Raw genomic sequence first — 25,756 nt, forward strand, 5'->3', positions numbered from 1 at the left:
GCAATTGAACCAATGAAATCAATGGGTTCTGTCACTTTTCCTGTATCACCGAGGTGCTCATGAGTGAGGCGTTTCTCCCCTTCTCACGTCCGAGTATGGGCGAAGAAGAAATAGCGGCTGTTGAAAAAGTCCTGCGTTCGGGCTGGATCACGACCGGGCCACAGAACCAGGCACTGGAAGAGCAGTTCGCGCAGTACGTCGGTTGCCGCCATGCGGTAGCCTTGTCATCGGCCACTGGCGGTATGCACATCGCCTTGCTGGCACTGGGTATCGGCCCGGGGGATGAGGTCATCACCCCATCGCAGACCTGGGTGTCCACGGCCAACATGATCTCGCTGCTCGGCGCCACACCGGTGTTTGTCGATGTCGATCGGGACACCCTGATGACCGACGCGGCACGCATCGAAGCCGCCATCACCCCGCGGACCAAGGCCATCATTCCGGTGCACTACGCCGGCGCAGCCTTTGACCTCGACCCGTTGTACGCACTGGCCGACAAGCATGGCATCGCCGTCATCGAAGATGCCGCCCATGCCGCCGGTACCCGCTACAAGGGCCGACACGTCGGGGCTCGAGGCACGGCGATTTTCTCGTTCCATGCGATCAAGAACATGACCTGCGCCGAAGGTGCGATGTTCGTCAGCGACGACGAAGCCCTGGCCAGCCGCGTGCGCATGCTCAAATTCCATGGCCTGGGTGTCGATGCCTATGACCGCATGACCCACGGTCGCAAGCCTCAGGCCCAGGTCATCGAGCCTGGCTTCAAGTACAACCTCGCCGACATCAACGCCGCCATCGCCCTGGTGCAACTGCAACGCCTGGATGCGATCAACGCCCGTCGCACCGAGCTGGCCGCGCGCTACCAGCAGCGCCTGTCTGGCCTGCCGGTGCAGCCCCTGGCCGTGCCGGACTACCCACAGCAGCACGCCTGGCACCTGTACATCCTGCGCATCGACAGCGAACGCTGCGGCCTGGACCGCGAAGCCTTCATGAAAGGCCTGCAGGAACGCGGCATCGGCACCGGCATCCACTTCATCGCCACCCACCTGCACACCTGGTACCGCCAGCGTGATCCGCAGCTGTCGCTGCCGAACACCGAATGGAACTCAGCGCGGCTGTGCTCCATTCCGTTGTTCCCCGACATGACCAACCAGGACCTCGACCGCGTCGTCACCGCCATAGAACAGCTTGTGGGAAATCGCTCGTGAGACCTTACCCGATCCATTGCGTGTCCATCGTCATCCCGGTCTACAACGAGCAGGAAAGCCTGCCCGAGCTGCTGCGTCGTACTGGCGCAGCCTGCGAGCAACTGCGTCACCCCTATGAAATCGTGCTGGTCGACGATGGCAGCCGCGACGACTCCGCGCACATCCTGGAGGCCGCCGCCCAAGCCGAGAACAGCCCGTTCGTGGCGGTCATCCTCAACCGCAACTACGGCCAGCACGCGGCGATCATGGCCGGTTTCGAGCAGTGCAAGGGCGACGTGGTCATTACCCTCGACGCCGACCTGCAGAACCCGCCGGAAGAAATCCCGCGACTGGTCGCCGAAGCCGAACGTGGCTTCGACGTGGTCGGCACGGTACGCAGCAACCGCCAGGACTCGGCCCTGCGCCGCTGGCCGTCGAAGGTGATCAACTACGCAGTCAAGCGCTCCACCGGTGTCGCCATGAGCGACTACGGCTGCATGCTGCGTGCCTACCGACGCACGGTGATCGACGCGATGCTCGCCTGCCGCGAGCGCAGCACGTTCATCCCGATTCTGGCCAACAGTTTCGCCCGCCACACCACCGAGATCCTGGTGACCCACGCCGAGCGAGAGCACGGCGATTCGAAATACAGCCCGATGCGCCTGATCAGCCTGATGTTCGACCTGATCACCTGCATGACCACCACGCCATTGCGCCTGCTGAGCATCGTCGGTTTCAGCATGGCCGCACTCGGCGTGCTGTTCGCCTTCGGGCTGGTCGTGCTGCGCCTGGCGTTTGGCCCGGGCTGGGCCGGTAACGGGCTGTTCGTGCTGTTTGCCGTGCTGTTCGTGTTCACCGGTGGCCAGTTCATCGGCATGGGCTTGCTCGGCGAGTACCTGGGCCGGATGTACAGCGACGTGCGCGCCCGCCCGCGGTTCTTCATCGAAAGAGTACTGCGCAGCGGTCCGCCTCCTGTGCCGGCACAAAGCGTCACCGTTGATGGTTTCACTTCCTCTACTTCTGGTCAGGTTCACTCATGAGTGCAAAAACGGTTGTCTTCGCGTACCACGATATCGGCTGCGCCGGCATTGAAGCCCTGCTCGACAGCGGCTATGACATCGCAGCGGTGTTCACTCATGCCGACGATCCCAAGGAAAACACCTTTTACGCCTCGGTGGCCCAGTTGTGTGCCCGCAAGGGCATCCCGGTGCATGCTCCGGAGGACGTCAACCACCCGCTGTGGGTCGAGCGCATCAGCCAGCTCAACCCCGACTACCTGTTCTCGTTCTACTACCGCAACCTGCTGAGCGAACCGTTGCTGGCCACCGGCCGCAAAGGCGCGTTCAACCTGCACGGCTCGCTGCTGCCGCGTTACCGCGGCCGCGCACCGGCCAACTGGGTGCTGGTCAACGGCGAAACCGAAACCGGCGTGACCCTGCATCGCATGGTCAAGCGCGCCGATGCCGGCGCCATCGTCGCCCAGCTGCGCGTGGCCATCGAACGTAGCGACACTGCGCTGAGCCTGCATGGCAAGCTGCGCGCTGCCGCCGCCGACTTGCTGCGTGACACCCTGCCGGACCTGCGCCAAGGCAAGATCAGTGAAACCTCGCAGGATGAAGCCAAGGCCACGGTGTTCGGCCGCCGCACCGCAGCCGACGGCCGCCTGGACTGGCAACAGCCTGCCGAAACCCTGTTCAACCTGGTGCGCGCGGTGACCCAGCCCTACCCTGGCGCCTTCTGCCAGGTCGGTGAGCACAAGCTGATCGTCTGGAGCGCCGATGTGGTCAAGGGCAACGACGGCCTGGCCCCAGGACGGGTGATCAGCACCGACCCACTGCGCATCGCCTGTGGCGAGGACTCGCTGCTGATCAGCGCCGGCCAGCGCAACGACAACGGCCTGTACCTCAGCGGCCCGCAACTGGCCAACGAACTGGGCCTGGTCGAAGGCTCGCTGCTGCGCGGCGCCGATGCCCGCCGCGCCACTCGCCGTACCCGGGTATTGATCCTCGGTGTCAACGGTTTCATCGGTAACCATCTGTCCGAGCGCCTGCTCAGCGACGAGCGCTACGAGGTCTACGGCCTGGACATCGGTTCCGACGCCATCGAGCGCCTGCGCAGCCACCCGCGCTTCCACTTCGTCGAAGGCGACATCAGCATTCACTCCGAGTGGATCGAGTACCACATCAAGAAGTGCGACGTGGTGCTGCCATTGGTGGCCATCGCCACGCCGATCGAATACACCCGCAACCCGTTGCGCGTGTTCGAGCTGGACTTCGAAGAAAACCTGCGGCTGGTGCGCTACTGCGTCAAATACAACAAGCGGGTGATCTTCCCGTCGACTTCGGAAGTCTACGGCATGTGCCAGGACCCCAACTTCGACGAAGACACCTCCAACCTGGTGGTCGGGCCGATCAACAAGCAGCGCTGGATCTACTCGGTGTCCAAGCAGCTGCTCGACCGAGTCATCTGGGCTTATGGCCAGAAAGGCCTGAACTTCACCCTGTTCCGCCCATTCAACTGGATGGGCCCACGCCTGGACCGCCTGGACTCGGCGCGCATCGGCAGCTCCCGGGCCATCACCCAGCTGATCCTGAACCTGGTGGAAGGCACGCCGATCCGCCTGTTCGACGGCGGCGCGCAGAAGCGTTGCTTCACCGACATCGCCGACGGCGTCGAGGCCCTGGCACGGATCATCGACAACGACAACGATGCCTGCAACGGCCAGATCATCAACATCGGTAACCCCGACAACGAAGCCAGCATCCGCCAGCTTGGCGAAGAACTGCTGCGCCAGTTCGAAGCTCACCCGCTGCGCAGCCACTTCCCGCCGTTCGCCGGCTTCCGCGACGTCGAGAGCAAGGCGTTCTATGGCGGCGGCTACCAGGACGTATCACACCGCAAGCCAAGCATTGCCAACGCCAAACGCCTGCTGAACTGGGAGCCGACCGTGGAGATGCGCGAAACCATCGGCAACACCCTGGACTTCTTCCTGCGTGAAGCGATGCGCGAGATCGAGGCCCGCCCGGCAGAAGAAGCACGCTGATGCAGGCAGGGTTGCGCATCGATGTCGATACCTACCGCGGCACCCGCGAAGGTGTGCCGCGCCTGTTGGAGTTGCTCGACGAGGCACAGGTCAAGGCGACGTTCTTCTTCAGTGTCGGGCCGGACAACATGGGGCGCCACTTGTGGCGCCTGATCCGCCCGCAGTTCCTGTGGAAGATGCTGCGCTCCAATGCCGCCGGGCTGTACGGCTGGGAAATCCTCCTGGCCGGCACCGCCTGGCCCGGCAAGCCGATTGGCCGCGACCTCGGGCACCTGATGCGTCAGGCCCGCGCCGCCGGCCACGAGGTCGGCTTGCATGCCTGGGATCACCACGGCTGGCAGGCCAATGCCGGGCGCTGGAGCATGGCGCTACTGACCGAGCAGATCCGTCGGGGCGTCGACACCCTCAGTGACATCCTCGGTGCCCCGGTCGACTGCTCGGCAGCCGCCGGTTGGCGTGCCGACGAACGGGTGGTCGAGGCCAAGCAGGCCTTCGGTTTCCGCTACAACAGCGATTGCCGGGGTAGCAACCTGTTCCGCCCCCGGCTGGCTGACGGCTCGCCAGGGACGCCGCAGATTCCGGTGGACATGCCGACCTTCGACGAGGTCGTCGGCCCGCAGGTGGCTGCCGCGCAGTTCAACGCATTCATCCTGGGGCAGTTCCGCCCTCAGGCACTCAACGTCTACACCATCCATGCAGAGGTAGAAGGGATTCTGATGGCCCAGGGCTTCCGTCAATTGCTGGCCGATGCACGCCAGCGCGAGATTGTGTTCAAACCGTTGGGCGAGTTGCTCCCCGCCTCGCTCGGCACCCTGCCCGTTGCCCGTGTGCAGCGCGGCACCCTGCAAGGCCGTGAGGGCTGGCTGGGAGTGCAAGGCTCATGAGCAGACGCTGGACGCTACCGCTGCTGCTCGGCCTGTTCGTGCTGGCCTTCCTGCTGCCACTGGGCGGGCATGGCTTGTGGATCCCCGACGAAACCCGCTACGCCCAGGTCAGCCAGGAGATGCTGCTGACCGGCAAATGGGTCTCGCCGCATTTCATGGGGCTGCGCTACTTCGAAAAACCCGCCGCCGGCTACTGGATGATCGCCATCAGCCAGGGGCTGTTCGGGCAGAACCTGTTCGGCGTACGCTTTGCCTCGGCGCTGAGCGTCGGCCTGAGCCTGATCCTCTGCTACCTGGTGGCACGCCGGCTGTGGAACGACCCGCGCAAGAGCCTGGTCTGCACCTTGGTCTACATGAGCTTCTGCGTCATGGTGGGCCAGGCCGTCTATGCCAACCTCGACCCGCAGTTCACCTTGTGGGTCAACCTCAGCCTGGTGGCCCTCTGGTTCGCCATCGACAGCCACAGCAAGGGCCAGCGCCTTGCAGCCTGGGCGGTACTGGGGCTGGCCTGCGCCATGGGCTTCATGACCAAGGGCTTTCTCGCCTGGCTGCTGCCGGTACTGGTCGCGCTGCCGTGGATGCTCTGGCAGAAGCGCTGGCGTGAACTGCTGATGTACGGGCCAGTGGCCGTGGTGGTGGCAATCGTCGTCAGCCTGCCTTGGGTGCTGGCAGTGCATGTGCAGGAACCGGACTACTGGCGGTTCTTCTTCTGGCATGAGCACATTCGCCGGTTTGCCGGTGACGATGCCCAGCACGGCGCGCCGTTCTGGTACTACCTGCCGCTGCTGGTGGCTTACAGCCTGCCCTGGATCGCCTTGCTGCCGCTGGCGCTGAAACAGGCCTGGCAGCGCCGTGCCCAGGCCAAGGTCGTGTTCCTGCTGCTGTGGCTGCTGATGCCGTTGCTGTTCTTCAGCCTGAGCAAGGGCAAGTTGCCAACCTACATTTTCCCCTGCCTGCTGCCATTGGCCCTGCTGATCGGCCATGCAGTGGAAGAGCGCCTGCGCCTGCATCAAGGCCGCGCGCTGCGCGTCAACGGCTGGCTCAACGTGGTCATGGGCGCGCTTGCCCTGATCGCACTGGCCTGGCTGCAATTGAAGAAGCCCGTGTACGACCACGAACCGACCGGCCTGCTGCTGATGTGCGTGGCACTGACCGGGTGGACGCTCGCCAGCCTGGCCCAGGCGCTGTCGCCGGTGCGTCGTTGGGCCGCCCCGGTGCTGGCCAGCCTGTTGCTGATGGCCCTGCTGCCGGCGGCATTGCCCAAGTCGGTGGAAGGCAACAAGATGCCCGACCAGTTCATCCTGCAGCACCTCGACGAACTGGCAGGTGCCACGCACCTGATGAGCAACGACCTCGGCGCGGCATCGGCACTGGCCTGGCGCCTCAAACAACCGAACGTGGTGTTCTACAACACCGTTGGCGAACTGAAGTACGGCCTGGCGACCCCGGAAGGCCAAGGGCGTCGGCTGAACGACAAGAACGTTCGCCAATGGGTCGATGATGCCCGCCACAGTGGCACGGTCGCCGTGGTGATGCGGGTAAAGGGAGAGGATGAGCAGCGTGAACTGGCGCTGCTGCCCGACGATGGCACCCGTTATCACCAAGGCAAGATGGTGATCCTCATTCTCCCCCGGGTATCGCCATGAGCGGGCTGCTGTTGTTGGCGGCCTGCCTGCTGACTTGCCTGGGCCAGGTGGCGCAGAAGTTCGCCGTGGAAGGCTGGCGCGGGCAAGCGGGACCATGGACGGACACGTTGCGTTCGCCCTGGCTGTGGCTGGCCCTCCTCGCGCTCGGCAGTGGTTTGCTGGTGTGGCTGCTGGTACTGCAGCGCATGGAGGTGGGCGTCGCCTATCCGATGCTCAGCCTGAACTTCGTGGTGATCACCCTGATCGCCCGCTTCGGCTTCCATGAACCGGTCGATCGCCGTCACTGGCTGGGGGTGGCCCTGGTCATCGCCGGTGTCGCCCTGCTGGGGCAGCAAGCATGAACCAGCGCCTGGGTATCAGCTTTGCCCTGGGCAGCGTGCTGCTGGTCAGCACTGCCCAACTGGCCATGCGCTGGAGCATGACCCGCTTGCCGCAGCCCGGCCAGTGGCTGACGGCGCTGAGCGGCCAGGGCGTGGATGCCATCGCCGCGGCCGTGGTGCTGGCTGCGATCGCCGCCTATGGCCTGTCGATGCTCTGCTGGCTGCTGGCCCTGCGTGACCTGCCGTTGGGCCGCGCCTACTCGCTGCTGAGTCTCAGCTACGCCCTGGTTTACCTGTTGGCGGCCAGCCTGCCGCTGTTCGACGAATCCTTCAGTTTGAGCAAATCACTGGGCGTGGCACTGGTCATGCTCGGCGTCATTACCATCAACACGCGTCCGGCCCGTTCGCCCGCATCAAGGAGTGCTCCATGAAAATTACAGTGTTTGGTAGCGGGTATGTCGGCCTGGTGCAAGCCGCGGTACTGGCCGAGGTCGGCCATGATGTGGTGTGCATGGATGTCGACGAGAAGAAGGTCGAGCTGCTGTGCCAAGGCCATGTCAGCATCTTCGAACCGGGCCTTTCCAGCCTGGTGCGCGAAGGCCTGGATGGCGGCCGCCTGCAGTTCACCACCGATGAAAAGCTTGCCGTCGAACATGGCCGGGTCGCCTTCATCGCTGTTGGCACCCCCTCCTGTCCGGATGGTTCGGCAGACCTCAGGTATGTGCTGTCGGTCGGCGATGCGGTCGCTCGCCATCGCCAACAACCGCTGATCCTGGTCGAGAAGTCGACGGTGCCGGTCGGCACCGGTGACACCCTGCGGGCCCATATCAATACCGCGCTCGCGGGCCGTGAACTGCGCGTCGATATCGTCTCCAACCCGGAATTCCTCAAGGAAGGCTCGGCGGTTGCCGACTGCCGCCGGCCGGACCGTATCGTCATCGGGTGCGAGGGGGAAGACGTGCGCGATGTCATGCGCGACCTCTACGCCCCATTCAACCGCAACCATGACCGCATCATGTTCATGGACTTGCGCAGCGCCGAGCTGACCAAGTACGCCGCCAACTGCATGCTCGCCACCAAGATCAGCTTCATCAACCAGATCGCCGAGCTGGCCGAGCACCTGGGCGCCGATATCGAATCGGTGCGCCAGGGCATCGGGGCCGATACCCGCATCGGCTACCACTTCATCTACCCAGGCTGCGGCTATGGCGGCTCATGCTTCCCCAAGGACATGCGTGCGCTGATCCACAGTGCCGAACAGGTGCACTGCTCCAGCGACCTGCTGCAGGCGGTCGAGGCGATCAACGAACGCCAGAAGCACAAACTGTTCGAACGCATCCATGCGTTCTACAACGGCAACCTGGCCGGCAAGACCTTTGCCGTGTGGGGCCTGGCGTTCAAACCGAACACCGACGACATGCGCGATGCCCCCAGCCGCGTGCTGCTCGAGTCGCTGTTTGCTGCCGGCGCCAGCGTGCGTGCTTTTGACCCCGAAGCCATGCAGGAAACCCAGCACCTGTATCCGGATGAAGACAAACTGATGTTGATGGGTACCCCGGAATCGGTGCTGTCCGGCGCCGATGCATTGATCATCTGTACCGAGTGGCAGCAGTTCAAGGCACCGGATTTCGACCTGATCCAGCAACGCCTGAAAGCGCCGGTGATTTTCGACGGGCGCAACCTTTATGATGCCGAGCGCCTGTCGCGTAAAGGGTTCAAGTACTTCCCGATCGGCCGTGGCGACTCGTGCCAGTTGCCGGTCTCCCCGCAACTGCCCCGCCAGGGTTCGAAAGCGGCGTGAAGGCAGTGTCCGTCACCGTTCGCCGGCAGTCCCTGGTTGCGGGGCTGCTGGCACTGCTGCTGTTCTGCGCCGGGGTGTACGGGCAAGCGCCGATCGGTTTCGACTCGCGCTTCGTGCTGTTCGCCCAGGAGATGTTGCGCCATGGGCCAACGGTGTTCCCGACCACCTACGGGCAGCCCTACGCCGACTACACGTCGCTCTCGACACTGTTCATCTGGCTGGCGTCACTGCCGTTCGGGGCGGTCAACGGCCTCAGCGCCTGGTTACCCAGTGCCATCGCTGGCGCGGTGATCGTGACCCTGATGTACCGGCTGCTGGCGCCGTTCTCGCTGCGCTGGGCGTGGAGCAGCATTGCCCTGCTGCTGCTGACGGCCACCTTCGTCAGCGAAGTCCGCGCGGTGTCGCAGGACCTCATGCTGGCGGCCGTCGCCTTCAGCGTGTTCTACCTGGGTTACGCCCACGACCAGCGGGCTGCCGGGCGGCGCTGGCCGCTGGTGTTCGCCCTGTTGCTGTTGGGCTTCGGCATTCGCGGGCCGATCGGCCTGGTGGTGCCGACCGGCATGCTGTGCAGCTATTACCTGCTGAGCGGCCAATGGCGGCGGATGTGGCGGTTTGGCGTGCTGGCCAGCCTGCTGCTGGTCGCCAGTGTCGGCCTGCTGCTGTGGCTGGCCAAGGCCAGCGGTGGCCAGGCGTTTCTGATGACGTGATTCGCATGCAATTCATGGGGCGCATGGACGGCAGCGAAGGTGCCAGCAGCGCGCTGTACTACTTCACCAGCGCGCTGGGCAACTATGCGCTGGCCTACCCTCTGGCGTTGCTGGCCCTGGTTGCCGCCTGGCTGGGCCGTGCGCAGCTGCAGGGGCCGGCGTTGCGCCTGGTCGGTCATTGCGCGGCTGCCGCACTGCTGGTCATGGTCGGGCTGTCGATTCCCCTGGCCAAGAAGGCCCGTTACCTGCTGCCGATGCTGCCAATGGTGGCGATCATTGCCGCCTACCCGTTCCAGGTCGCACAGGGGCGGCTGTTCGCCTGGCTGCGCTGTGTGATTCAGGGGCTATGGCTGCTGATGCCGGGGCTGATGATGATTGCCTTGCTGATGGCTCAGCGCCGTTTTCCCGAGGAAACCGGCTCCATCACGGTGCTGATGGTGGTGCTGGCAGCGTTGCAGTTGTGGGCGCTGTCGCGCCTGGTGCAGTCACGCTGGCGTGCCGAGGTGACTGCCGGCTGTGCGGTGATGGCGTTGTGGCTGGTGTATGTCGCGGTGTTCGAGCCGGTGGAGCGCCGCCTGTATGACACCCGCAGCTTTACCCAGGCCGTGGTCACCCAGGTCGCGCAGCAACCTGCACCGCTGGTGTTGCACCGCCTGGGCCAGGATGCCAAGGCCATCAAGTTCATGGTCAACCTTGACTACGACCTGCGGCCGCAGTTCACCGAGACTCCCGCGCAACTGCAGGCCGTGCAGGGTCCGGCGTGGCTGATGATGGATCGGCACGACTTCCAGGCCCTGCAAGGCACACCGCTGCAGGCGCTGCGGCCGCAACTGAGCGGGCGCTTCGACAACAACGACTATGTGCTGGTGTATCTCGGGCGCTGAAGATCAGGATCTGCGTGCGCGCAAGCGCTCGTGGTAGCGGCCGCCCAATGCGCCGCCCCAGGGCATGATCAGGCCGATCACCAGCAGCGCGATCAACAACGTGAACCCCTCGAACGGGCTGAAGAATTCCAGCACCGCGCAGCCCAGGGTCAACAGCAGCCCGACCACCGTCAAGGCATCAGGTTTGAGTACCGGGCAGTCGCTGCTGGCCACCGAAGGATGCAGAAAGCCTACCAACCACAGGTAAAGCCAGCTCACGACAGAGGCAATGAACAACGCCAGAAACAATAAGTGATGACCAAACATCGATGTATGCATGATGGGCAGCCCTGCTCAATATGCGTGTTGCGTTAGCGCTGATTTAAGCCATTCAAAGTGAAAGTTCCGTCAAAAAAACATGACCTTGCGACGGGACTGCTTAAAATATCTTTTTCTATCGGCGTCAAGGAACTTCACCATTGAGAGGCCCGCAGAACCCCCACGCCGAAGCCGTGTTGCTCGAGGCCAGGCAGCTAGGCCGTGTCGATTTGCAGACCCAGGCCGCGCTGCTGGCGCCAACCGATCTTTCACTGCTCGCTGGCGAGCGCACAGCGCTCATCGGCGCGTCAGGTTCGGGCAAAAGTGTCTTGTTGCGTGCCCTGGCGCTGCTGGATGCGCCGAGCTCAGGTGAAGTGCTGTGGCTGGGCGAACCGGTGACAGCGCCACTGATACCGCAGTTTCGCTCACGCGCCTGTTACCTGCCGCAACGTGCCGCGCTGGTGGAAGGCAGTGTCATGGAAAACCTGCGGCTGCCCTTCACGCTCAGGCACAACCGTGACAACCGCTTCGACGCCGCCACGGCGGCGCGCCTGCTGGAACTCGCTGGCAAGCCGCGCAGCTTTCTCGACAAGGCTGGCAGCGACCTGTCCGGTGGCGAAGCGCAGTTGGTCGCGCTGGTGCGGGCCCTGCTGCTGGCGCCACAGGTGCTGTTGCTCGACGAACCGACCTCGGCGCTCGACCCACAATCGGTGGCCACCGTTGAAACGCTGGTCATGAACTGGCTCGACGAGTCACCCGATGCCCGGGCCTTCCTGTGGATCACCCACGATCATGCTCAAGCCCGACGCGTCAGTACGCGCACCTTGACGATGGACCAGGGCAACCTGTTGAAATGAACTACCACAACCTTGCCTACACCGACGTAGCGATTGCCGCCGCGCTGATCCTGGTCAACGGCCTGCTGTCGCTGCTGCTGAAGCTGCAGCTGGAGCGCCAGTTGCTCATTGCGTCGCTGCGCACCATCACCCAGCTGTTGGCCATCGGTTACATCCTTGGCTGGGTGTTCCAGCATGCCCAGTGGTACATCGTGCTGCCGCTGATGCTCAGCATGACGCTGATTGCCGGGTTTTCGGCAGCGGGCAGAGGCCAGCTTCGCCATCGAGGGCAGTTGGCCGACAGCGTGTTGTCGGTCGGTCTGAGCGCCTGGCTGGTCACGGCCATCGGCCTGTTCGTGGTGCTGCGCGTGCGCCCTTGGTACGAGCCGCAATACGCCATTCCCATTCTTGGCATGATCCTCGGCAACACCCTGACCGCCGTAGCCTTGGGCATCGACCGCATGACCCGTGAGCTAAGCGCCCAGCGGCCGGTGGTGGACATGATTCTGTCGCTGGGCGGTACGCGCTGGGAGGCGGCGCGCGCAGCGGCAAGCCAGGCACTGAAGGCAGGCATGATGCCGACCCTGAACCAGATGTCGGTGGTGGGCATCGTCAGCCTGCCGGGCATGATGACCGGGCAGATCCTGGCCGGGCAGCAGCCTGGGGACGCAGTGCGTTACCAGATCGTCATCATGTTCCTGATTGCCGCCGCGTCGGCACTGGGCACGGTGTGCGCCGTGCTGATGACCTTCAACCGGCTGTTTTCGCCTGCGCACCAGTTCATGGCGCACAGGCTGGCAAGACGAAACTGAGCGTCCGGTGACGCCAGTGCCGGTGCCAAATAAAGGCACATGGCCACCTCGTACATCCGCCCTAATGCCCTGCCCGCTTCTCGGCGCTATAGTCCGGCCATTCGCCACACCCACGCCAAGGAAGCCCACCCTCATGAAACCCGCCAAGCTCCTGCTGAGCGCCGCCGTCCTGTTCACCGTCGCCGGTTGCCAGACCATCAAACCCTCCGAGCAGACCCTCAAGGAACGCGCCGAGTTCGCTCTCAATACCCCGGTCAGCAAGGTCGCCAACGTCCGTAGCGACAGCACCATCACCTACTACACCGCCACCACCGCCAAAGGCGAGTACAACTGCCAGATGCCCAGCGGCGCCATCGTCGCCGTGGGCAGCATGGGCCTGTATGAGCCGACCCCGTCCTGCCTGAAGGAAGGCCAGGCAATCATCCTGCAGTGATGCCGCCTCTGCCCTCGGCGCCGCCCTCTGTTCCCGGCGCCGCCGGCACCTCGCGCAGTTCCCGCAGGGCTGCACGCAACTCCGCCGGGCGCACCGGCTTGGACAACAGCGCGATATTGCGCCCCTGGACGATTGCCTGGATCTTCTCCAGATCATGCCCGGTCATGATCAACGCCGGCACCTCCCAGCCCCGCTGAGCGCGCAAACGCTCGATGCAATCGACGCCGGTGGCCTCCTGGCCCAGGTCGTAGTCGGCAACGATCACGTCACATTCGCTGACCAGCCCCAAGGGGGAACCATGCGCTTCAACTTCGCAGCCCCAGCGCTGCAGCAGCGCCGAGGTGGCGCGCAGGACGTTGTGATCGTCTTCCACCAGGCACACCTTCAGGCCGCCGAACATGGCACCTTGCAACACTTGCTGTTCACTGCTCCGGGCGACCGGTTGCGCCGCCAGGCGCGGCAAGCCTTGCAGGCTCACCGCCGTACCGCGCCCCAGTTGCGAACGCAGCTGAACCTGCATGCCCATCAGATGCCCCAGGCGCTTGACGATCGAGAGGCCCAGACCAACGCCTTCGACATCCTTGTCACGCACCTGGCGTACCCGATAGAACTCTTCAAAGACCAAACCCAGGTGCACCTCATCGATCCCGCGCCCCTGGTCATAGACCACGATGGCCAGCGCCTGGCCCTGACGCCGCACGCCGATCAGCAGCGGCCGCTGGGCTGCGTACTTGAAGCTGTTGGACAGTACGTTCTGCACCATGGTCGCGAGCATGCCGCGGTCGGCGCGGGTCCAGTAGGCGCATGGGCGCAAGCGCATCTCGACGCCAGCCCAGCGCGCCGCCTCGGCGTTCTGCCGCAGCAGTTCGGCGAGAAACTCGTGCAACGCGAAGGCCTCGTATTTCGGTTGCACCCTGCCGTTGTCCAGCGTGTACAGGTCGAGGATCGAGCGGAACAGCTGCGATACGTTGAGCAGCGAGCGGTCGATGCTGTCCACCAGGCGCCGTTCCTGCTCGGCCAGCGGCGCCTCGCGCAGGCAGGCGGTGAACAGGCCGATGGAGTGGATCGGCTGGCGCAGGTCATGGCTGGCCTGGGCCAGGAAACGCGATTTTTCCTGGGTGGCCGCCATTGCCAGCTCCGAGGCCTTGCGCGTGCGCTCAAGCAGCATGTGGGCGTAGAGCGGGATGACCGTACTGGTGGTGAGCAGCATCAGCACCATGAACGGGTTGGCCTGCCAGTACGGGTTGAGCTGGTACACCGCGACCAGCGCGGTGAGCGCCAGTACCGTGGCGATGGCCAGGTAGCGGGTACCGAAGCGCATGCCGTTGCCGAGGTTGACCCAGACCATCACCGCGTACAGCGGCAGCGCCGCTTCGCCGCCCAGCACCAGGCCGAAACAGCTACCGGTGTAGTCATGCACGATGCCCAGCACCCGACGCCATGGGTAGTGCCCAGGCCAGCGGGCGATGGCCTGGCGCAGGCCGATCGACAGCAGGATGAAACTGATGATGTAGTAGATCACCGGCAGGTAGCTGGCGATCGATTCACCCGGCAGGAAACCCAGCACGGTGATGTAGACCAGCGCGCAACTGGCGACGATGACACGCAGGTTGGCCTGGTCGAGCTCGTTGTTCTTGTTGTAGTCCATGGTAAACGTCCTTGTGCACGGGGCCGCCTGGGCGCCTTCTTGGCGCAGCGCTTGCGGGCGTTTGCGGCAACAGGCTGCTAAGTTAGCATGGTGGCGACAACGCCGTTCACAGGGAGTGCCAGATCGTGACGTGCCGCATCATCGTGGCGGACGACCATCCGCTGTTCAGGGAAGCCATGGTCCGTACCGTGCAGCGGGTACTGCCGCACGCACAACTGGAAGAGGCCGGGGACCTGCAGCAGGTGCTGGCGCTTGCCCGCCAGGGCGAGGTGCCAGACACACTGATTCTCGACCTGCGCTTCCCTGGGCTCGATTGCATCGAACGCCTGACCGAACTGCGTCAGCTGTTACGCCGTACCACCCTGATCATCGTGTCGATGGTCGACGAGCCGGCGCTGATCGAACACGTCATGGCCAGCGGCGTGGATGGCTTCATTGGTAAAAGCGTCGCCCCTGATGAACTCGGCGCGGCGATCCTGGCGATCCGGGATGGCGAGGTGCTGGTCAAGTACAGCCCTTCAGGCCTGTTGCCGAACCTGGGCAGCGCCAACGAGCTGGAACAACTCACTCACCGTCAGCACGAGGTGCTGCGCCTGATCGCCCAAGGCAAGACCAACAAGGAAATTGCCCGCGCCCTGGACATCTCGCCGTTCACCGTCCGTATTCACGTGTCATCGTTGCTCAAGGCGCTGAATGTCACCTCGCGCACGGCCGCGGCCGTCAAGTACAGCGGTACCTGATACCGTCGGTCGGTGCCGATGGCAATGCAAGTGATCATGCGGGGGCGCCCGGCACTCTCAATCCATGAGCGCTGGTCAATCATCACCGCTCATCACTCCTGTGCTTGGCCCACCCTCGGGTGGGCCTTTTTCGCCAAGCGAGGGCGCCATCATGAACCGGATACTGCAAATGGGCGGAGGTAGCGCCCAGGACGATTGGCCCGAACTGGACCCAGAAGAACGCAACGACCGGGCAGCTGATTCGGACGCCGATCCCAACCTGACAGAGGATGAGCAGAACCGGCCCGGAGTGCCTGCGAGCGACCCCGAATCCGGTGCATGAAGGGTCAGCTGGTCACACTTGAGTCGCTGACCGTCTGGCTGGGCTTGCTGCCTGACGGCCGCCAGGTCACTGCGGTGATGCCGTAACGCTCGGCCATTGGCCGGCTCACTTTCTTGATCCTCTCTCGGCCAAACTTCGGGATGATGCCGATCCCTGCATCACAACTGGCCCAGTGCCAAGCCTCGGCGTTATCGATTTTCTCGAGCCGGATAATGAAACTGCGCGGCTGGCCGTGCAGCAGGTAATCGATAATGTACAGCTGGGGACTAGGCATCACGCGGCCCTCCTCTTCTCCATGGATGACTATTCATTGAGTGATGCCGTCCGCGAAAGATTCAAAAAGATTGTCGAACAATTCAAAGGGATGCATCAGGGTCCTTGCCAGGCACCCTGATGCCGGCGGGCCTCAGCGAGCCCTCGTCATTGCTGCTGGCGGCCACCTCCGTGGCTGTTCTGCCCGCCCTTGCGGCCGGCTTCCGATGCCCGCTGCCGGTCGTTGGCGAAGTTACCGCCCGACGCCTGGCCACCTTTGTGACCAGCCCGGGAGGCGCGTTCGCGGTCATTGGCGAAGTTGCCTGGGTTGGTCTCCTTTGTGCCGCCACGTTGTCCGGTCCGTTGTTGATCAACAGCCATGTCCTTTCTCCTTGCGATGCGGATGGGTTGGGCGCATGAAACGGTGCCCTGCTCTGGTTCCGAACAGGCGATGACAGGCTCTGCTCAATCGGATTGCAGGTGGCCGACCGGCGGCACCAAAGGCCCCCGTGGCAAATGCATGCGCGATTGGTTCTGGACGGGCAATTTTTCTCGTGCTCAAGGGTCACAACTTCAGGGTCACAACTGCAAACGGCCTCACACTGCCAAGCCTCGCAGCAGAGACGACGAGCGGCCTATAATGCTCGCTCATCTGCCCGGCGATGCTTCAATGGGCCGTTCTCAAGGTCTGCACAAGGCATCTTCATGACTGAGCAACCCGCGTCGCCGCAAAACCCCGCGCTAAGCCCAAGCCACCTGGATTTCCCGGTGGTCGGTATCGGTGCGTCGGCTGGAGGGCTGGAGGCCATTCGCACCTTCTTCCAGCAGATGCCCGGCGATTGCGGTGCCGCCTTCGTGGTGGTGTTGCACCTGTCGCCCGACCACCAGAGCGTGGCCGACAGGATCATCCAGGAAGCCACGCCGATGCCGGTGCGCCAAGTCACCGAGCCGGTGCCGATCGAATGCAACCATGTCTACGTGATTTCGCCGGCCAACCGTCTTTCCACCAATGACGGCTACCTGCGCGTCACCCCGGCCAACCGCCGACGCGGCGACCATGTGGCCATCGACCTGTTCTTCCGTGATCTGGCCGACGTGCACAAGGACCACGCCTTCTGCGTGGTGTTGTCGGGCACCGGTGCCGACGGCGCGGTGGGTCTGTCGCGGATCAAGGAACAAGGCGGCGTGACCCTGGCGCAGACCCCGGACGACGCCCAGTACGACAGCATGCCGCGCGCCGCCATCGAGACCGGTATGGTCGACCTGGTGCTGCCGGCTGCCGAGATGCCGCAGAAGCTGACGGAACTGTGGCGTACGGCGCGGCAGGTGAAATTGCCGGAGATCGAAGACGATACCCTGCCGCCGCCGTTGGGCACTCGGGCTGGCGATGCCCAGGCCGCCGAGCCATTGCTCGAAGAAATCCTGCTGCAACTGCGCACCGCCACCGGCCACGACTTCCAGCATTACAAGCGCGCCACCGTGCTACGGCGGATCGAGCGCCGCCTGCATGTCACCGGGCAGACCGACCTGGGCAGCTACCTGAACTATCTGGAGCAACACGGCAGCGAAGCGACTGCCTTGCTGGGCGACATGCTCATCGGTGTGACCAATTTCTTCCGCGACCGCGAGGCCTTTGAATCGCTGGAGCGTCACGTGCTGCCGCAATTGGTCAGCGAAGGCGAGGACAACCGCGAGATCCGCATCTGGTCAGCGGGCTGCTCCACCGGCGAAGAGGCTTACAGCCTGGCCATGCTGGTGTGTGAGCAACTGGCCCTGGAACAACGCGCACGCAAGCTCCAGGTGTTCGCCAGCGATCTCGACGAACGCGCCATCAGTATCGCCCGCGCGGGTTCCTATCCCGAGGCGATCGTGACCGACGTGCCGCCCACCCGGCTACGCCAGTTCTTCGTCAAGGAAGACCAGCACTACCGGGTGCGCAAGGAGGTGCGGGAGAAGGTGCTGTTCGCCCGCCACAACCTGCTGTCCGACCCGCCGTTCTCGCAGATCGACCTGATCGTCTGCCGCAACCTGCTGATCTACCTCGACCGCGAAGTCCAGCACGACATCCTGCAGATGTTCCACTATGCCCTGCGCAGCGGCGGCTACCTGTTCCTCGGCACTTCCGAATCGGCCGATGTGGCCGGTGAACTGTTCGCCCCGGTAGACAAGCGCAACCGCATCTTCCGCGCCCGTGACGTCAGCCCGGCCGGCCGCCGCTCAGGCCGGCAGCTGCCCGGCGCGAACATGACCAGCATCGCCCAGGACCTTCAGGCCAAGGCCAAGCCCGGACGCAAGCCGTCCTATGCCGAGATGCACCAGCGTGCCCTGGCCCGGCGCATGCCGCCAAGCCTGATCATCGATGGCGACGGCAATATCCTGCACATGAGCGACGGCGTCGGGCGCTACCTGCAGCTGGCAGGGGGCGAGCCGAGCCGTAACCTGCTCAACCTGGTGCTGCCGAGCCTGCGCCTGGCCTTGCGCAGTACCCTGTTCCAGGCCCGCCAGGGCACCGAGGCCGTCACCTCGCGGCCGGTCGACCTTGGCGAAGGTGAAGACAAGCAGCAAGCCGAAATCACCGTGCAACCCTTCAAGGACGAACTCAGCACCGGCGAGTGCCTGCTGGTGGTGTTCGAAGAGCGTGCGCCCGACCCGTCCTTGCCGCTGCCCGGGGTCATCCGCCAGACCGACAGCATGGTGCTGAACAACCTGGAGCGCGAACTGCAGCGTACCCGCCAGCAACTGCAGGAAACCATCGAACAGTCGGAGGTTTCCAGCGAAGCGCTGACCGCTTCCAACGAAGAAATGCAGGCCATCAACGAAGAACTGCGTTCGGCCAGCGAGGAGCTGGAAACCAGCAAGGAAGAGCTGCAATCGATCAACGAGGAGTTGCTCACCGTCAACTACGAGCTCAAGAACAAGGTCGAGGAAACCGACAAGGTCAACGACTACCTGAGCAACCTGATCGCCTCGACCGACATCGCCACGGTGTTCGTCGACCGCAGCCTGCGCATTCGCTGGTTCACCCCACGCGCCACCGACTTGTTCAGCATGCTGCCGGTGGACACCGGCCGCTCGCTGCTGGACATCACCCACCGCCTCGATTACCCGGCACTGGCCGATGACGCCCGCGCCGTGGCCAAGGGTGAAACCATCATCGAGCGCGAGATCGGCGCCCAGGACAACCACTGGTACCTGGCGCGCTTGCTGCCGTATCGCTCCAGCGAGCAGGAGATCGACGGCACCGTGCTCACCTTCATCGACATCAGCAAGAGCCACGCCGCCGAAGAGCGCGTGCGCCTGGGTGAAGAGCGCCTGAGCAAGCAACTGGCCGAATCGCAGACCTCCAGCCACATGAAGGACGAGTTTTTCGCGGTGATGTCCCATGAACTCAAACACCCGCTCAACCTGATCCAGCTCAATGCCGAAATCCTTCGCCGGCTGCCGACGATCAAGAGCATCGGCGCCGCCAGCAAGGCCGTGGGCACCATCTGCGAAGCGGTGTCCAGCCAGGCCCGGATCATCGATGACCTGCTCGATGTGGCGCGCATTCGCACCGGCAAACTCAAACTCAAGACCGAACCCGTGGACCTCGGCGCCATTGTCCGGGGCATCCATGCGGTGATACTGAGCGAACAGCACCCTTGCCCGGTACGCTTGGAAATGCCAGCCGACGACCCGCCGCTGATGATCGAGGGCGACGTGACGCGCCTGGAGCAGATCATCTGGAACCTGCTGAACAACGCGCTCAAGTTCAGCCCGGCGGGCAATGACATTCGCCTGGTGCTGAGCCACGACGAAACGCAGGCGCGCCTGCAGGTGATCGACCAGGGCGTGGGCTTGAGCCACGATAACCTGGAGCATATCTTCGACCTGTTCAGCCAGGCGGCCCCGCAGGTCGCCAGCCATGGCCGTGAAGGCCTCGGCATCGGCCTCTCCCTCGTACGCCAGCTGACCGAGGCCCATGGCGGCAGTGTCGAAGCCAGCTCGGCGGGGCTCGGCAAGGGCTGCACCTTTACCGTGCGCCTGCCGTTGTGCGACCCCGGTGTGCAACTGCGTTCAGACACCGCAGAGCCCGTCAGCGAGGGGCGGCTGCAAGGCACGACGATCTTGCTGGTCGACGACTCACCCGAAGTGCTGGAGGTGATGCAGACGTTGCTCGAGATGGAAAGCGCCGAGGTCGCGGCGTACAGCGATCCGTCGAAGGCGCTGGAGGCCGCAGCCAGTGGCGACTATGACGTCATCATCTCGGACATCGGTATGCCAGGCATGGACGGTCACGCATTGATCAAGGCCCTGCGCGGCCTTGCCCACCTGCGTCAGACGCCAGCAATCGCCCTCACCGGCTACGGTGCCAGTGCCGATCAGTACAAATCGCGCCAGTCCGGCTTCGATCGTCACCTGAACAAGCCAGTGGGCTATGACGAGCTGGTCGAGACCATCGAGGCGCTAAGCGGCTCGGTGCCCTGCTGAACCGTTAGCCAGTTAAACAGAACGTTCATTGCGCACCTGCGGACAAACCCATATGAACCAGGGATTTGCCGCAGGAGGCTGCATGAAGCCAGTCAAGCAACGCGCCACCATCATTTGCCGGCATGGCAAGCAATCGCAGAAATGGCTGTGGGTGAGGAAACCCAAGGCACCGTGGACCTTGCCCGGCGGCAAGATCGAGCCGGGAGAGACGCCGGTGCAGGCGGCCGAGCGGGAATTACGGGAAGAGACTGGCTTGCAGGCCGATACCTTGACCTTGCTCATGCGCTTTGAAACCGGTGAGCGCATGCACTATGTGTTCGAGGCCGACTTCACCCACGCGCCGAAGCCGACCGCCGACCACGAGATCGCCGACTGTTGCTTTCAGCACCTGGACCAGGTGTCGGCCATCAACGCCGAGATCAAGACAGTGATCCGCTCTCTGCTGGCGTGCGACCGCACGGTCGCCGCGTCGCTACGCTGAGCAAGCCCGGCTTCAGGCGTGCACACTCCACTGGCAGACCTCGCTCGCAATCGGCATTTCGTCGATGGCGTGGATCATGCCACTCTCCAGCGCCTCCCTGGGCCCCAGGATACGCGGGTAGGCCATGAGGTAGCGCGGCACATCCAGCACTTCGCTGCTGCCCTCCGTACGTTCGGCAACGATCTGCGCATACAGGCGCAGGTCGTAATCCAGGCTCATGGCGTACTCGGCCATGCGTGAGTGATCCACCGAGCCATGCAGCGTCCAGTGAAACGGGTGGAACAGGAACTTGCTGTAGCTGCACGCTGTGCGGTGTTCGCCCGCCAGAAACAGGATATTGCCCATGGACTCGACGGTGCCGAGGTTGTGGGTGTGCACGCTGATCGGCAGCGCGCGCAGGAAATTGTACAGGGTAAAGCCGTAGCTGCACTCGCCGCCCATGGTGGCAATGTTCAGCTGCAGCACGTCGGCACCCTGCTGCATCGCCCGCGAACAGGTATTGATCAGGTTGCCGCAAGTGGATGAATTGATCGGACCGGTAAAGTGAATGATATGTCTGGCCATGCTTGCCTCCGCTTCTGGCAGGTCATTCCTTGGGGCTCTGCCCTTCGTCGTCGCGCTCCGCCATCTGTTGGTAGTGTTTGCGCAAGGCATGCAGTTCGGCCGGGTCCATGTGTTCCAGGTCGAGCAATGCCATGTGCGCCTTCTGGGTGGTGCGCAGCAATTCGTCGATCTTGATATGGAGTTCGTCATTGTCGCGGTTCTGGGTGTTCTGGATCAGGAACACCATCAGGAAGGTGATGATGGTGGTCGAGGTATTGATCACCAGTTGCCAGGTGTCGTTGAAGTGGAACAGCGGCCCGGTGATGCCCCACACCAGAATCATCAGGAAAGCGATGGCAAACGTCAGCGGTCGGCCGGTCCAGTTGGCCAGCCCCTGACAGAAACGGTCGAATTTCATACCGACGGACTCCTGTGCTGCAGATCTGCTATGCGGTGGAATCGCTCAGGCCGGCAAAGTTCAACTCCGGGCGCCCGGCTTGCCTTCGATCATCTGCGCTGAACCCTTGCCGCGCTGCCCCGGTCGCACATTCAAGTGACGTGCAATGGAGCAGGCTATGAGGAGAACAGCGTGAGCGATATCCGCATCGGTATTTCCGGATGGCGCTACGGCCCCTGGCGCAAGGACTTCTACCCCAAGGGCCTGCGCCAGGACAGTGAGCTGGCGTTTGCGTCGCGAGCCGTGAACAGCATCGAGATCAATGGCTCGTTCTACAGCCTGCAAACCCCTGAACGCTATGTGAACTGGCGTGACGAAACGCCGGAGGACTTCGTTTTTTCGGTCAAGGGCCCGCGCTATATCACCCATGTGCGGCGGCTGAAGGAGGTCGAAGAGGCCATCGCCAATTTCTACGCGTCAGGCCCGCTGCTGCTGGGGGACAAACTGGGGCCGTTCCTGTGGCAATTCCCGCCCAACATGAAGTTCGACGAAGCACGCTTCAGCCATTTCTTCGAGTTGCTGCCCAAGGATCGCAAGGCTGCTCGCGCCTGCGCTGAAGGCTGTGCCGAGCGCCTGAAGGATAACGGTGGCACCGCGATCAAGGGCAATGCGCGGTTGCGTCACGCCGTGGAGATCCGCCATGAGAGCTTTCTCTGCGAGCGCTTCATCAAACTGCTGCGCAAGCACCGCGTCGCCCTGGTCGTGGCGGACAGCGCAGGCAAATGGCCCTATGTCGAGGATGTGACCGCCGATTTCGTCTACATGCGCCTGCACGGCGACGTCGAACTCTACAGCAGTGGCTACACGGCGCGTGCCCTGAAACGCTGGAAGCAGCGCATCCAGGCCTGGGCCGCAGGCGGCCAGGTGGAAGATGCGCAACTGGTCGTGGCCAAGGCGCCGCCAAAACGGGCGTCGCGCGATGTCTACTGCTACTTCGACAACGATCAGAAAGTCCATGCGCCCTACGATGCGCGGCGCCTGCTGGAAAAGCTCAAGCTCGATTACCACCTGCTCACCGAGCCGGGCGTGGAGCCGGAGGTGCCGCTGTGAACAACACCCTGCCCTCGCCGCGCTGCATCATCGACAAGGTCACCGCCGTGCACCGGCTGAACGTGCTGACCATCAACGTGCACAAGGGCTTCACCTTGTTCAACCGGCGCTTCATCCTCCCCGAGTTGCGCGAAGCCGTGCGCGCCACCCATGCCGACCTGGTGTTTCTCCAGGAAGTCCATGGCAGCCATCAGCAGCACGCTATGCACCACCCCGCGTGGCCAGAGACGCCGCAGTATGAATTTCTCGCCGACAGCATGTGGCCGCAATTCGCCTACGGCCGCAACGCGGTGTACCCCGAGGGTGACCATGGCAATGCCCTGCTGTCGAAATTCCCGATCAGCCACCATGAAAACCTCGACGTGTCGATCCAGGGCAACGAACAGCGCGGCCTGCTGCATTGCCGCCTGGAGGTACCGGGGCATGAGCAGGTGCACGCGATCTGCGTGCACCTGGGGCTGCGCGAAGCGCACCGGCAAAGCCAGGTGCAGCTGTTGCTGCAGCTGCTTGAGCGGCTGCCGGCACAAGCGCCGGTGATCATCGCCGGTGACTTCAATGACTGGCGGCTCAAGGCCGACGCGGTGCTCTCCCGGCGCCTGGTGGAGGCGTTTGGCGAACACTTCGGCAGCCCTGCCCGCAGCTTTCCGGCGCGCCTGCCGTTACTGCGCCTGGACCGCATCTACTTGCGCAATGCCATGCCGACCAAGGCTCAGGTGCTGTCCATGTATCCCTGGTCGCATCTGTCCGACCATGCTCCACTGGCTGCGGAGATCAACCTGTGAACCGACCTTGGCTCGATGGTAACCGTATCGAACTGCTGATCAACGGCGAGCAGTATTACCCCCGTGTATTCGAGGCAATGGCCCAGGCACAGGAAGAGATTCTGCTGGAAACGTTCATCATCTTCGACGACAAGGTCGGCCAGCAATTGCAGGGCGTGCTGATCGATGCCGCCCGGCGCGGCGTACGGGTCGAGGTCGCGGTGGACGGCTACGGCACCGCCGACCTGCCTGACAGTTTCGTCGCAGCGCTGACCGATGCCGGTGTCAGCTTCCACGCCTTCGACCCGCAACCCAGGGTCGCCGGCATGCGCACCAACCTGTTCCGGCGCCTGCACCGCAAGATCGTGGTGATCGATGGTGCGCGGGCCTTTATCGGCGGGATCAACTACAGCGCTGACCACTTGGGCGATTTTGGCCCCATGGCCAAGCAGGACTATGCCGTGGAGGTGACCGGGCCGGTGGTGGCGCAAGTGCATGCCGCCAGCCGCAGGCTGATGGCTCCAGTGCTGGAGCCGCCCAGCGAGGTACGGCCGCAGACGGCACCGACAGGCTCGAGCAAGGCGGTGCTGGTGGAACGCGACAACCGCCTGCGCCGCACCGATATCGAAGCCCACTACCTGCAAGCCCTGCGCTCGGCGCGCCAGCGGGTGGTGGTGGCCAATGCCTATTTCTTCCCGGGCTACCGCCTGATGCGAGAATTGCGCAACGCTGCCCGCCGTGGGGTCGACGTCACCTTGATCCTTCAGGGCCAGCCCGACATGCGCTGGGTACGCGCGTTGTCGCGCCTGCTCTACAACTACCTGCTGCGCGACGGCGTACGCATCCGCGAATACTGCCAGCGACCCTTGCACGGCAAAGTGGCGCTGGTCGACCACGAGTGGGCCACGGTCGGCTCCAGCAACCTCGACCCCCTGAGCTTGTCGTTCAACCTCGAGGCCAACCTGTTCATCCGTGACCCGGCATTCAACCAGCAATTGTATGAGCACCTGCAGGCACTGGCAGACGAGCAATGCAAGCCGGTGACCCTGGAGCGCATGATCCGTGGCTACTGGTGGCGCGCACCGTTGATCTTCGTGTGTTTCCACGTTATCCGGCATTTTCCGAGGATCGCTGGCTGGTTCCCCGCCCACCGCCAGCGCCTGCGTTCGCTGCAGCCGGAAGTCGAGGCCGGGGGCGATCTGCATGAGGGCAACACCTGATGGCGCAAAAAACCTGGCAAATCTGGGGCAAGCGGTTGTTTACCGTGGCGTTCCTGATCCTGATACCGGTGCTGCTGTACGTGCTTGCGCGCAACCTTGACTGGAACGAGGTGCGCCAGTCACTGCTGGCCTACAAGCCGAGCACGCTGGCCATCGGCCTGGCCCTCGCGCTGTGCAGTTACCTGATCTTCGCCAGCTACGACCTGCTGGCCCGGGCCTACACCGGCCACTCGTTGCCCGCCCGCCAGGTGCTGCCGATAGCCTTCGTGTGCTATGCCTTCAACCTGAACTTCACCACCTGGGTCGGCGGTGTGGCCCTGCGTTACCGCCTGTACAGCCGCCTGGGCCTGGATACGCCCACCATCACCCGCATCCTCACCCTGGGCCTGCTGACCAACTGGATGGGCTACATGCTGCTGGCTGGTACTGTATTCGCCCTGGGCCTGGTCAAGCTGCCGGCTAACTGGGCGGTCGGGGCCGGCGGCCTGCGGTTGATCGGCGTGCTGCTGTTGGCGATCGCGATCGGCTACCTGCTGGCGTGCGGGCTGGCGAAAAAGCGCACCTGGCGCTGGCGTGAGCATGAAGTCACCCTGCCCTCGCTGCGTCTGGCCCTGGGCCAGGTTGCGTTGGGCGCCAGCAACTGGGCGATGATGGCCTTGCTGATTTTCTGGCTGCTGCCTGGCGAGGCGTTCTACCCATCGATCCTCGGCATCCTGCTGATCAGCTGCGTAGCCGGGGTGGTCGCCCACATACCCGCCGGCCTTGGGGTGCTCGAAACGGTGTTCCTGGCACTGCTGCACGGGCAGCTTGGCCAAGGCACGCTGGTGGCGGCGCTGCTGGGCTATCGGACGTTGTATTACCTGATACCGCTGGTGGCCGCCGTGCTCACTTATCTGATCCTGGAAAAACGCGCCAAGGCCATGCGCCAGCGCGACAAACCGGCCTAGAGGGCCTGGAGGTAA

Annotated in this window: 25 protein-coding genes and 1 pseudogene; 20 read left to right on the forward strand and 6 right to left on the reverse strand. The window is 63.8% G+C overall.

Features of this window, described 5'->3' with window-relative positions:
* Positions 1-59: 59 nt before the first annotated feature.
* From arnB to L6D64_RS07860, 9 genes and pseudogenes are all read left to right on the forward strand, one after another.
* Positions 60-1,208 (forward strand): UDP-4-amino-4-deoxy-L-arabinose aminotransferase, encoded by a 1,149-nt coding sequence (gene arnB, locus L6D64_RS07820; RefSeq protein ID WP_176506228.1) that lies wholly within the window; start codon positions 60-62, stop codon positions 1,206-1,208.
* The gene (gene arnC, locus L6D64_RS07825; protein ID WP_176506229.1) at positions 1,205-2,227 is read left to right on the forward strand and encodes an undecaprenyl-phosphate 4-deoxy-4-formamido-L-arabinose transferase; all 1,023 of its coding nucleotides are present in this window, start codon (positions 1,205-1,207) and stop codon (positions 2,225-2,227) included. The genes arnB and arnC overlap by 4 nt, the downstream gene beginning before the upstream one ends.
* Entirely contained in the window at positions 2,224-4,230 is a 2,007-nt protein-coding gene (gene arnA, locus L6D64_RS07830; RefSeq protein WP_176506230.1) for a bifunctional UDP-4-amino-4-deoxy-L-arabinose formyltransferase/UDP-glucuronic acid oxidase ArnA, read from the forward strand. The genes arnC and arnA overlap by 4 nt, the downstream gene beginning before the upstream one ends.
* Positions 4,230-5,114 (forward strand): 4-deoxy-4-formamido-L-arabinose-phosphoundecaprenol deformylase, encoded by an 885-nt coding sequence (arnD, locus tag L6D64_RS07835; RefSeq protein ID WP_176506231.1) that lies wholly within the window; start codon positions 4,230-4,232, stop codon positions 5,112-5,114. The genes arnA and arnD overlap by 1 nt, the downstream gene beginning before the upstream one ends.
* Entirely contained in the window at positions 5,111-6,760 is a 1,650-nt protein-coding gene (gene arnT / locus L6D64_RS07840; protein WP_176506232.1) for a lipid IV(A) 4-amino-4-deoxy-L-arabinosyltransferase, read from the forward strand. Before arnD ends, arnT begins: the two co-directional genes overlap by 4 nt.
* A complete protein-coding gene (gene arnE, locus L6D64_RS07845) occupies positions 6,757-7,101 on the forward strand; it encodes a 4-amino-4-deoxy-L-arabinose-phosphoundecaprenol flippase subunit ArnE (RefSeq protein WP_176506233.1) in 345 nt (114 codons plus the stop codon). Before arnT ends, arnE begins: the two co-directional genes overlap by 4 nt.
* The gene (gene arnF / locus L6D64_RS07850) at positions 7,098-7,511 is read left to right on the forward strand and encodes a 4-amino-4-deoxy-L-arabinose-phosphoundecaprenol flippase subunit ArnF (RefSeq protein ID WP_176506234.1); all 414 of its coding nucleotides are present in this window, start codon (positions 7,098-7,100) and stop codon (positions 7,509-7,511) included. The genes arnE and arnF overlap by 4 nt, the downstream gene beginning before the upstream one ends.
* A complete protein-coding gene (locus L6D64_RS07855; RefSeq protein ID WP_176506235.1) occupies positions 7,508-8,881 on the forward strand; it encodes a UDP-glucose dehydrogenase family protein in 1,374 nt (457 codons plus the stop codon). The genes arnF and L6D64_RS07855 overlap by 4 nt, the downstream gene beginning before the upstream one ends.
* Positions 8,882-8,886: 5 nt before the next feature.
* Positions 8,887-10,472, forward strand: a pseudogene (locus L6D64_RS07860) (ArnT family glycosyltransferase).
* Positions 10,473-10,475: 3 nt separating this feature from the next.
* Here the strand turns inward: L6D64_RS07860 and L6D64_RS07865 are convergent.
* Positions 10,476-10,730 carry a hypothetical protein gene (locus tag L6D64_RS07865; RefSeq protein ID WP_176506236.1) on the reverse strand — a complete coding sequence of 85 codons (255 nt, stop codon included), beginning with the start codon at positions 10,728-10,730 and terminating at the stop codon, positions 10,476-10,478.
* A gap of 200 nt (positions 10,731-10,930) precedes the next feature.
* On the opposite strand from L6D64_RS07865, the gene L6D64_RS07870 reads away from it, so the two are divergent.
* The 3 genes from L6D64_RS07870 (at position 10,931) to L6D64_RS07880 (ending at position 12,850) form a co-directional block, all read left to right on the forward strand.
* The gene (locus L6D64_RS07870) at positions 10,931-11,626 is read left to right on the forward strand and encodes an ABC transporter ATP-binding protein (protein WP_219824744.1); all 696 of its coding nucleotides are present in this window, start codon (positions 10,931-10,933) and stop codon (positions 11,624-11,626) included.
* Entirely contained in the window at positions 11,623-12,417 is a 795-nt protein-coding gene (locus L6D64_RS07875) for an ABC transporter permease (RefSeq protein ID WP_176506237.1), read from the forward strand. The genes L6D64_RS07870 and L6D64_RS07875 overlap by 4 nt, the downstream gene beginning before the upstream one ends.
* A gap of 133 nt (positions 12,418-12,550) precedes the next feature.
* The gene (locus L6D64_RS07880) at positions 12,551-12,850 is read left to right on the forward strand and encodes a hypothetical protein (RefSeq protein ID WP_054884491.1); all 300 of its coding nucleotides are present in this window, start codon (positions 12,551-12,553) and stop codon (positions 12,848-12,850) included.
* Here the strand turns inward: L6D64_RS07880 and L6D64_RS07885 are convergent.
* Positions 12,837-14,498, reverse strand: a complete 1,662-nt coding sequence (locus tag L6D64_RS07885) for an ATP-binding response regulator (protein WP_176506238.1) — start codon at positions 14,496-14,498, stop codon at positions 12,837-12,839. The two genes, L6D64_RS07880 and L6D64_RS07885, sit on opposite strands and share 14 nt — an antisense overlap.
* A gap of 125 nt (positions 14,499-14,623) precedes the next feature.
* On the opposite strand from L6D64_RS07885, the gene L6D64_RS07890 reads away from it, so the two are divergent.
* Together L6D64_RS07890 and L6D64_RS07895 are read left to right on the forward strand one after the other, a co-directional pair.
* Complete coding sequence (locus L6D64_RS07890; protein WP_176506239.1) at positions 14,624-15,238, forward strand: LuxR C-terminal-related transcriptional regulator; 615 nt, start codon at positions 14,624-14,626, stop codon at positions 15,236-15,238.
* 151 nt (positions 15,239-15,389) lie between these two features.
* The gene (locus L6D64_RS07895) at positions 15,390-15,560 is read left to right on the forward strand and encodes a hypothetical protein (RefSeq protein WP_176506240.1); all 171 of its coding nucleotides are present in this window, start codon (positions 15,390-15,392) and stop codon (positions 15,558-15,560) included.
* 4 nt (positions 15,561-15,564) lie between these two features.
* On the opposite strand, the gene L6D64_RS07900 is transcribed toward L6D64_RS07895, so the two are convergent.
* Together L6D64_RS07900 and L6D64_RS07905 are read right to left on the reverse strand one after the other, a co-directional pair.
* Positions 15,565-15,834: a DUF6555 family protein gene (locus L6D64_RS07900; RefSeq protein WP_176506241.1), complete on the reverse strand. Its 270-nt coding sequence runs from the start codon at positions 15,832-15,834 to the stop codon at positions 15,565-15,567.
* 146 nt (positions 15,835-15,980) lie between these two features.
* On the reverse strand, positions 15,981-16,193 hold the full coding sequence (locus tag L6D64_RS07905) for a con-10 family general stress protein (protein ID WP_176506242.1): 213 nt from the start codon (positions 16,191-16,193) through the stop codon (positions 15,981-15,983).
* 324 nt (positions 16,194-16,517) lie between these two features.
* On the opposite strand from L6D64_RS07905, the gene L6D64_RS07910 reads away from it, so the two are divergent.
* The gene (locus L6D64_RS07910) at positions 16,518-20,282 is read left to right on the forward strand and encodes a CheR family methyltransferase (protein WP_176506243.1); all 3,765 of its coding nucleotides are present in this window, start codon (positions 16,518-16,520) and stop codon (positions 20,280-20,282) included.
* A gap of 82 nt (positions 20,283-20,364) precedes the next feature.
* On the forward strand, positions 20,365-20,763 hold the full coding sequence (locus L6D64_RS07915; RefSeq protein ID WP_176506244.1) for an NUDIX hydrolase: 399 nt from the start codon (positions 20,365-20,367) through the stop codon (positions 20,761-20,763).
* Between the two features lie 12 nt (positions 20,764-20,775).
* On the opposite strand, the gene L6D64_RS07920 is transcribed toward L6D64_RS07915, so the two are convergent.
* Complete coding sequence (locus L6D64_RS07920; protein WP_176506245.1) at positions 20,776-21,327, reverse strand: ATP-dependent Clp protease proteolytic subunit; 552 nt, start codon at positions 21,325-21,327, stop codon at positions 20,776-20,778.
* Between the two features lie 22 nt (positions 21,328-21,349).
* Positions 21,350-21,724: a low affinity iron permease family protein gene (locus L6D64_RS07925; protein WP_176506246.1), complete on the reverse strand. Its 375-nt coding sequence runs from the start codon at positions 21,722-21,724 to the stop codon at positions 21,350-21,352.
* 171 nt (positions 21,725-21,895) lie between these two features.
* Here L6D64_RS07925 and L6D64_RS07930 point away from each other — a divergent pair, with 171 nt between their 5' ends.
* From L6D64_RS07930 to L6D64_RS07945, 4 genes are read left to right on the forward strand one after another with little or no spacing between them, the layout of a single operon-like run.
* Complete coding sequence (locus L6D64_RS07930) at positions 21,896-22,813, forward strand: DUF72 domain-containing protein (protein ID WP_176506247.1); 918 nt, start codon at positions 21,896-21,898, stop codon at positions 22,811-22,813.
* On the forward strand, positions 22,810-23,595 hold the full coding sequence (locus L6D64_RS07935) for an endonuclease/exonuclease/phosphatase family protein (RefSeq protein WP_176506248.1): 786 nt from the start codon (positions 22,810-22,812) through the stop codon (positions 23,593-23,595). Before L6D64_RS07930 ends, L6D64_RS07935 begins: the two co-directional genes overlap by 4 nt.
* Positions 23,592-24,794 carry a cardiolipin synthase ClsB gene (gene clsB, locus L6D64_RS07940; protein ID WP_176506249.1) on the forward strand — a complete coding sequence of 401 codons (1,203 nt, stop codon included), beginning with the start codon at positions 23,592-23,594 and terminating at the stop codon, positions 24,792-24,794. The genes L6D64_RS07935 and clsB overlap by 4 nt, the downstream gene beginning before the upstream one ends.
* Positions 24,794-25,741: a lysylphosphatidylglycerol synthase domain-containing protein gene (locus L6D64_RS07945; protein ID WP_176506250.1), complete on the forward strand. Its 948-nt coding sequence runs from the start codon at positions 24,794-24,796 to the stop codon at positions 25,739-25,741. Before clsB ends, L6D64_RS07945 begins: the two co-directional genes overlap by 1 nt.
* Positions 25,742-25,756: the final 15 nt, after the last annotated feature.

Source organism: Pseudomonas urethralis (genome assembly GCF_021602465.1).
GTDB classification, from domain to species: domain Bacteria; phylum Pseudomonadota; class Gammaproteobacteria; order Pseudomonadales; family Pseudomonadaceae; genus Aquipseudomonas; species Aquipseudomonas vlassakiae.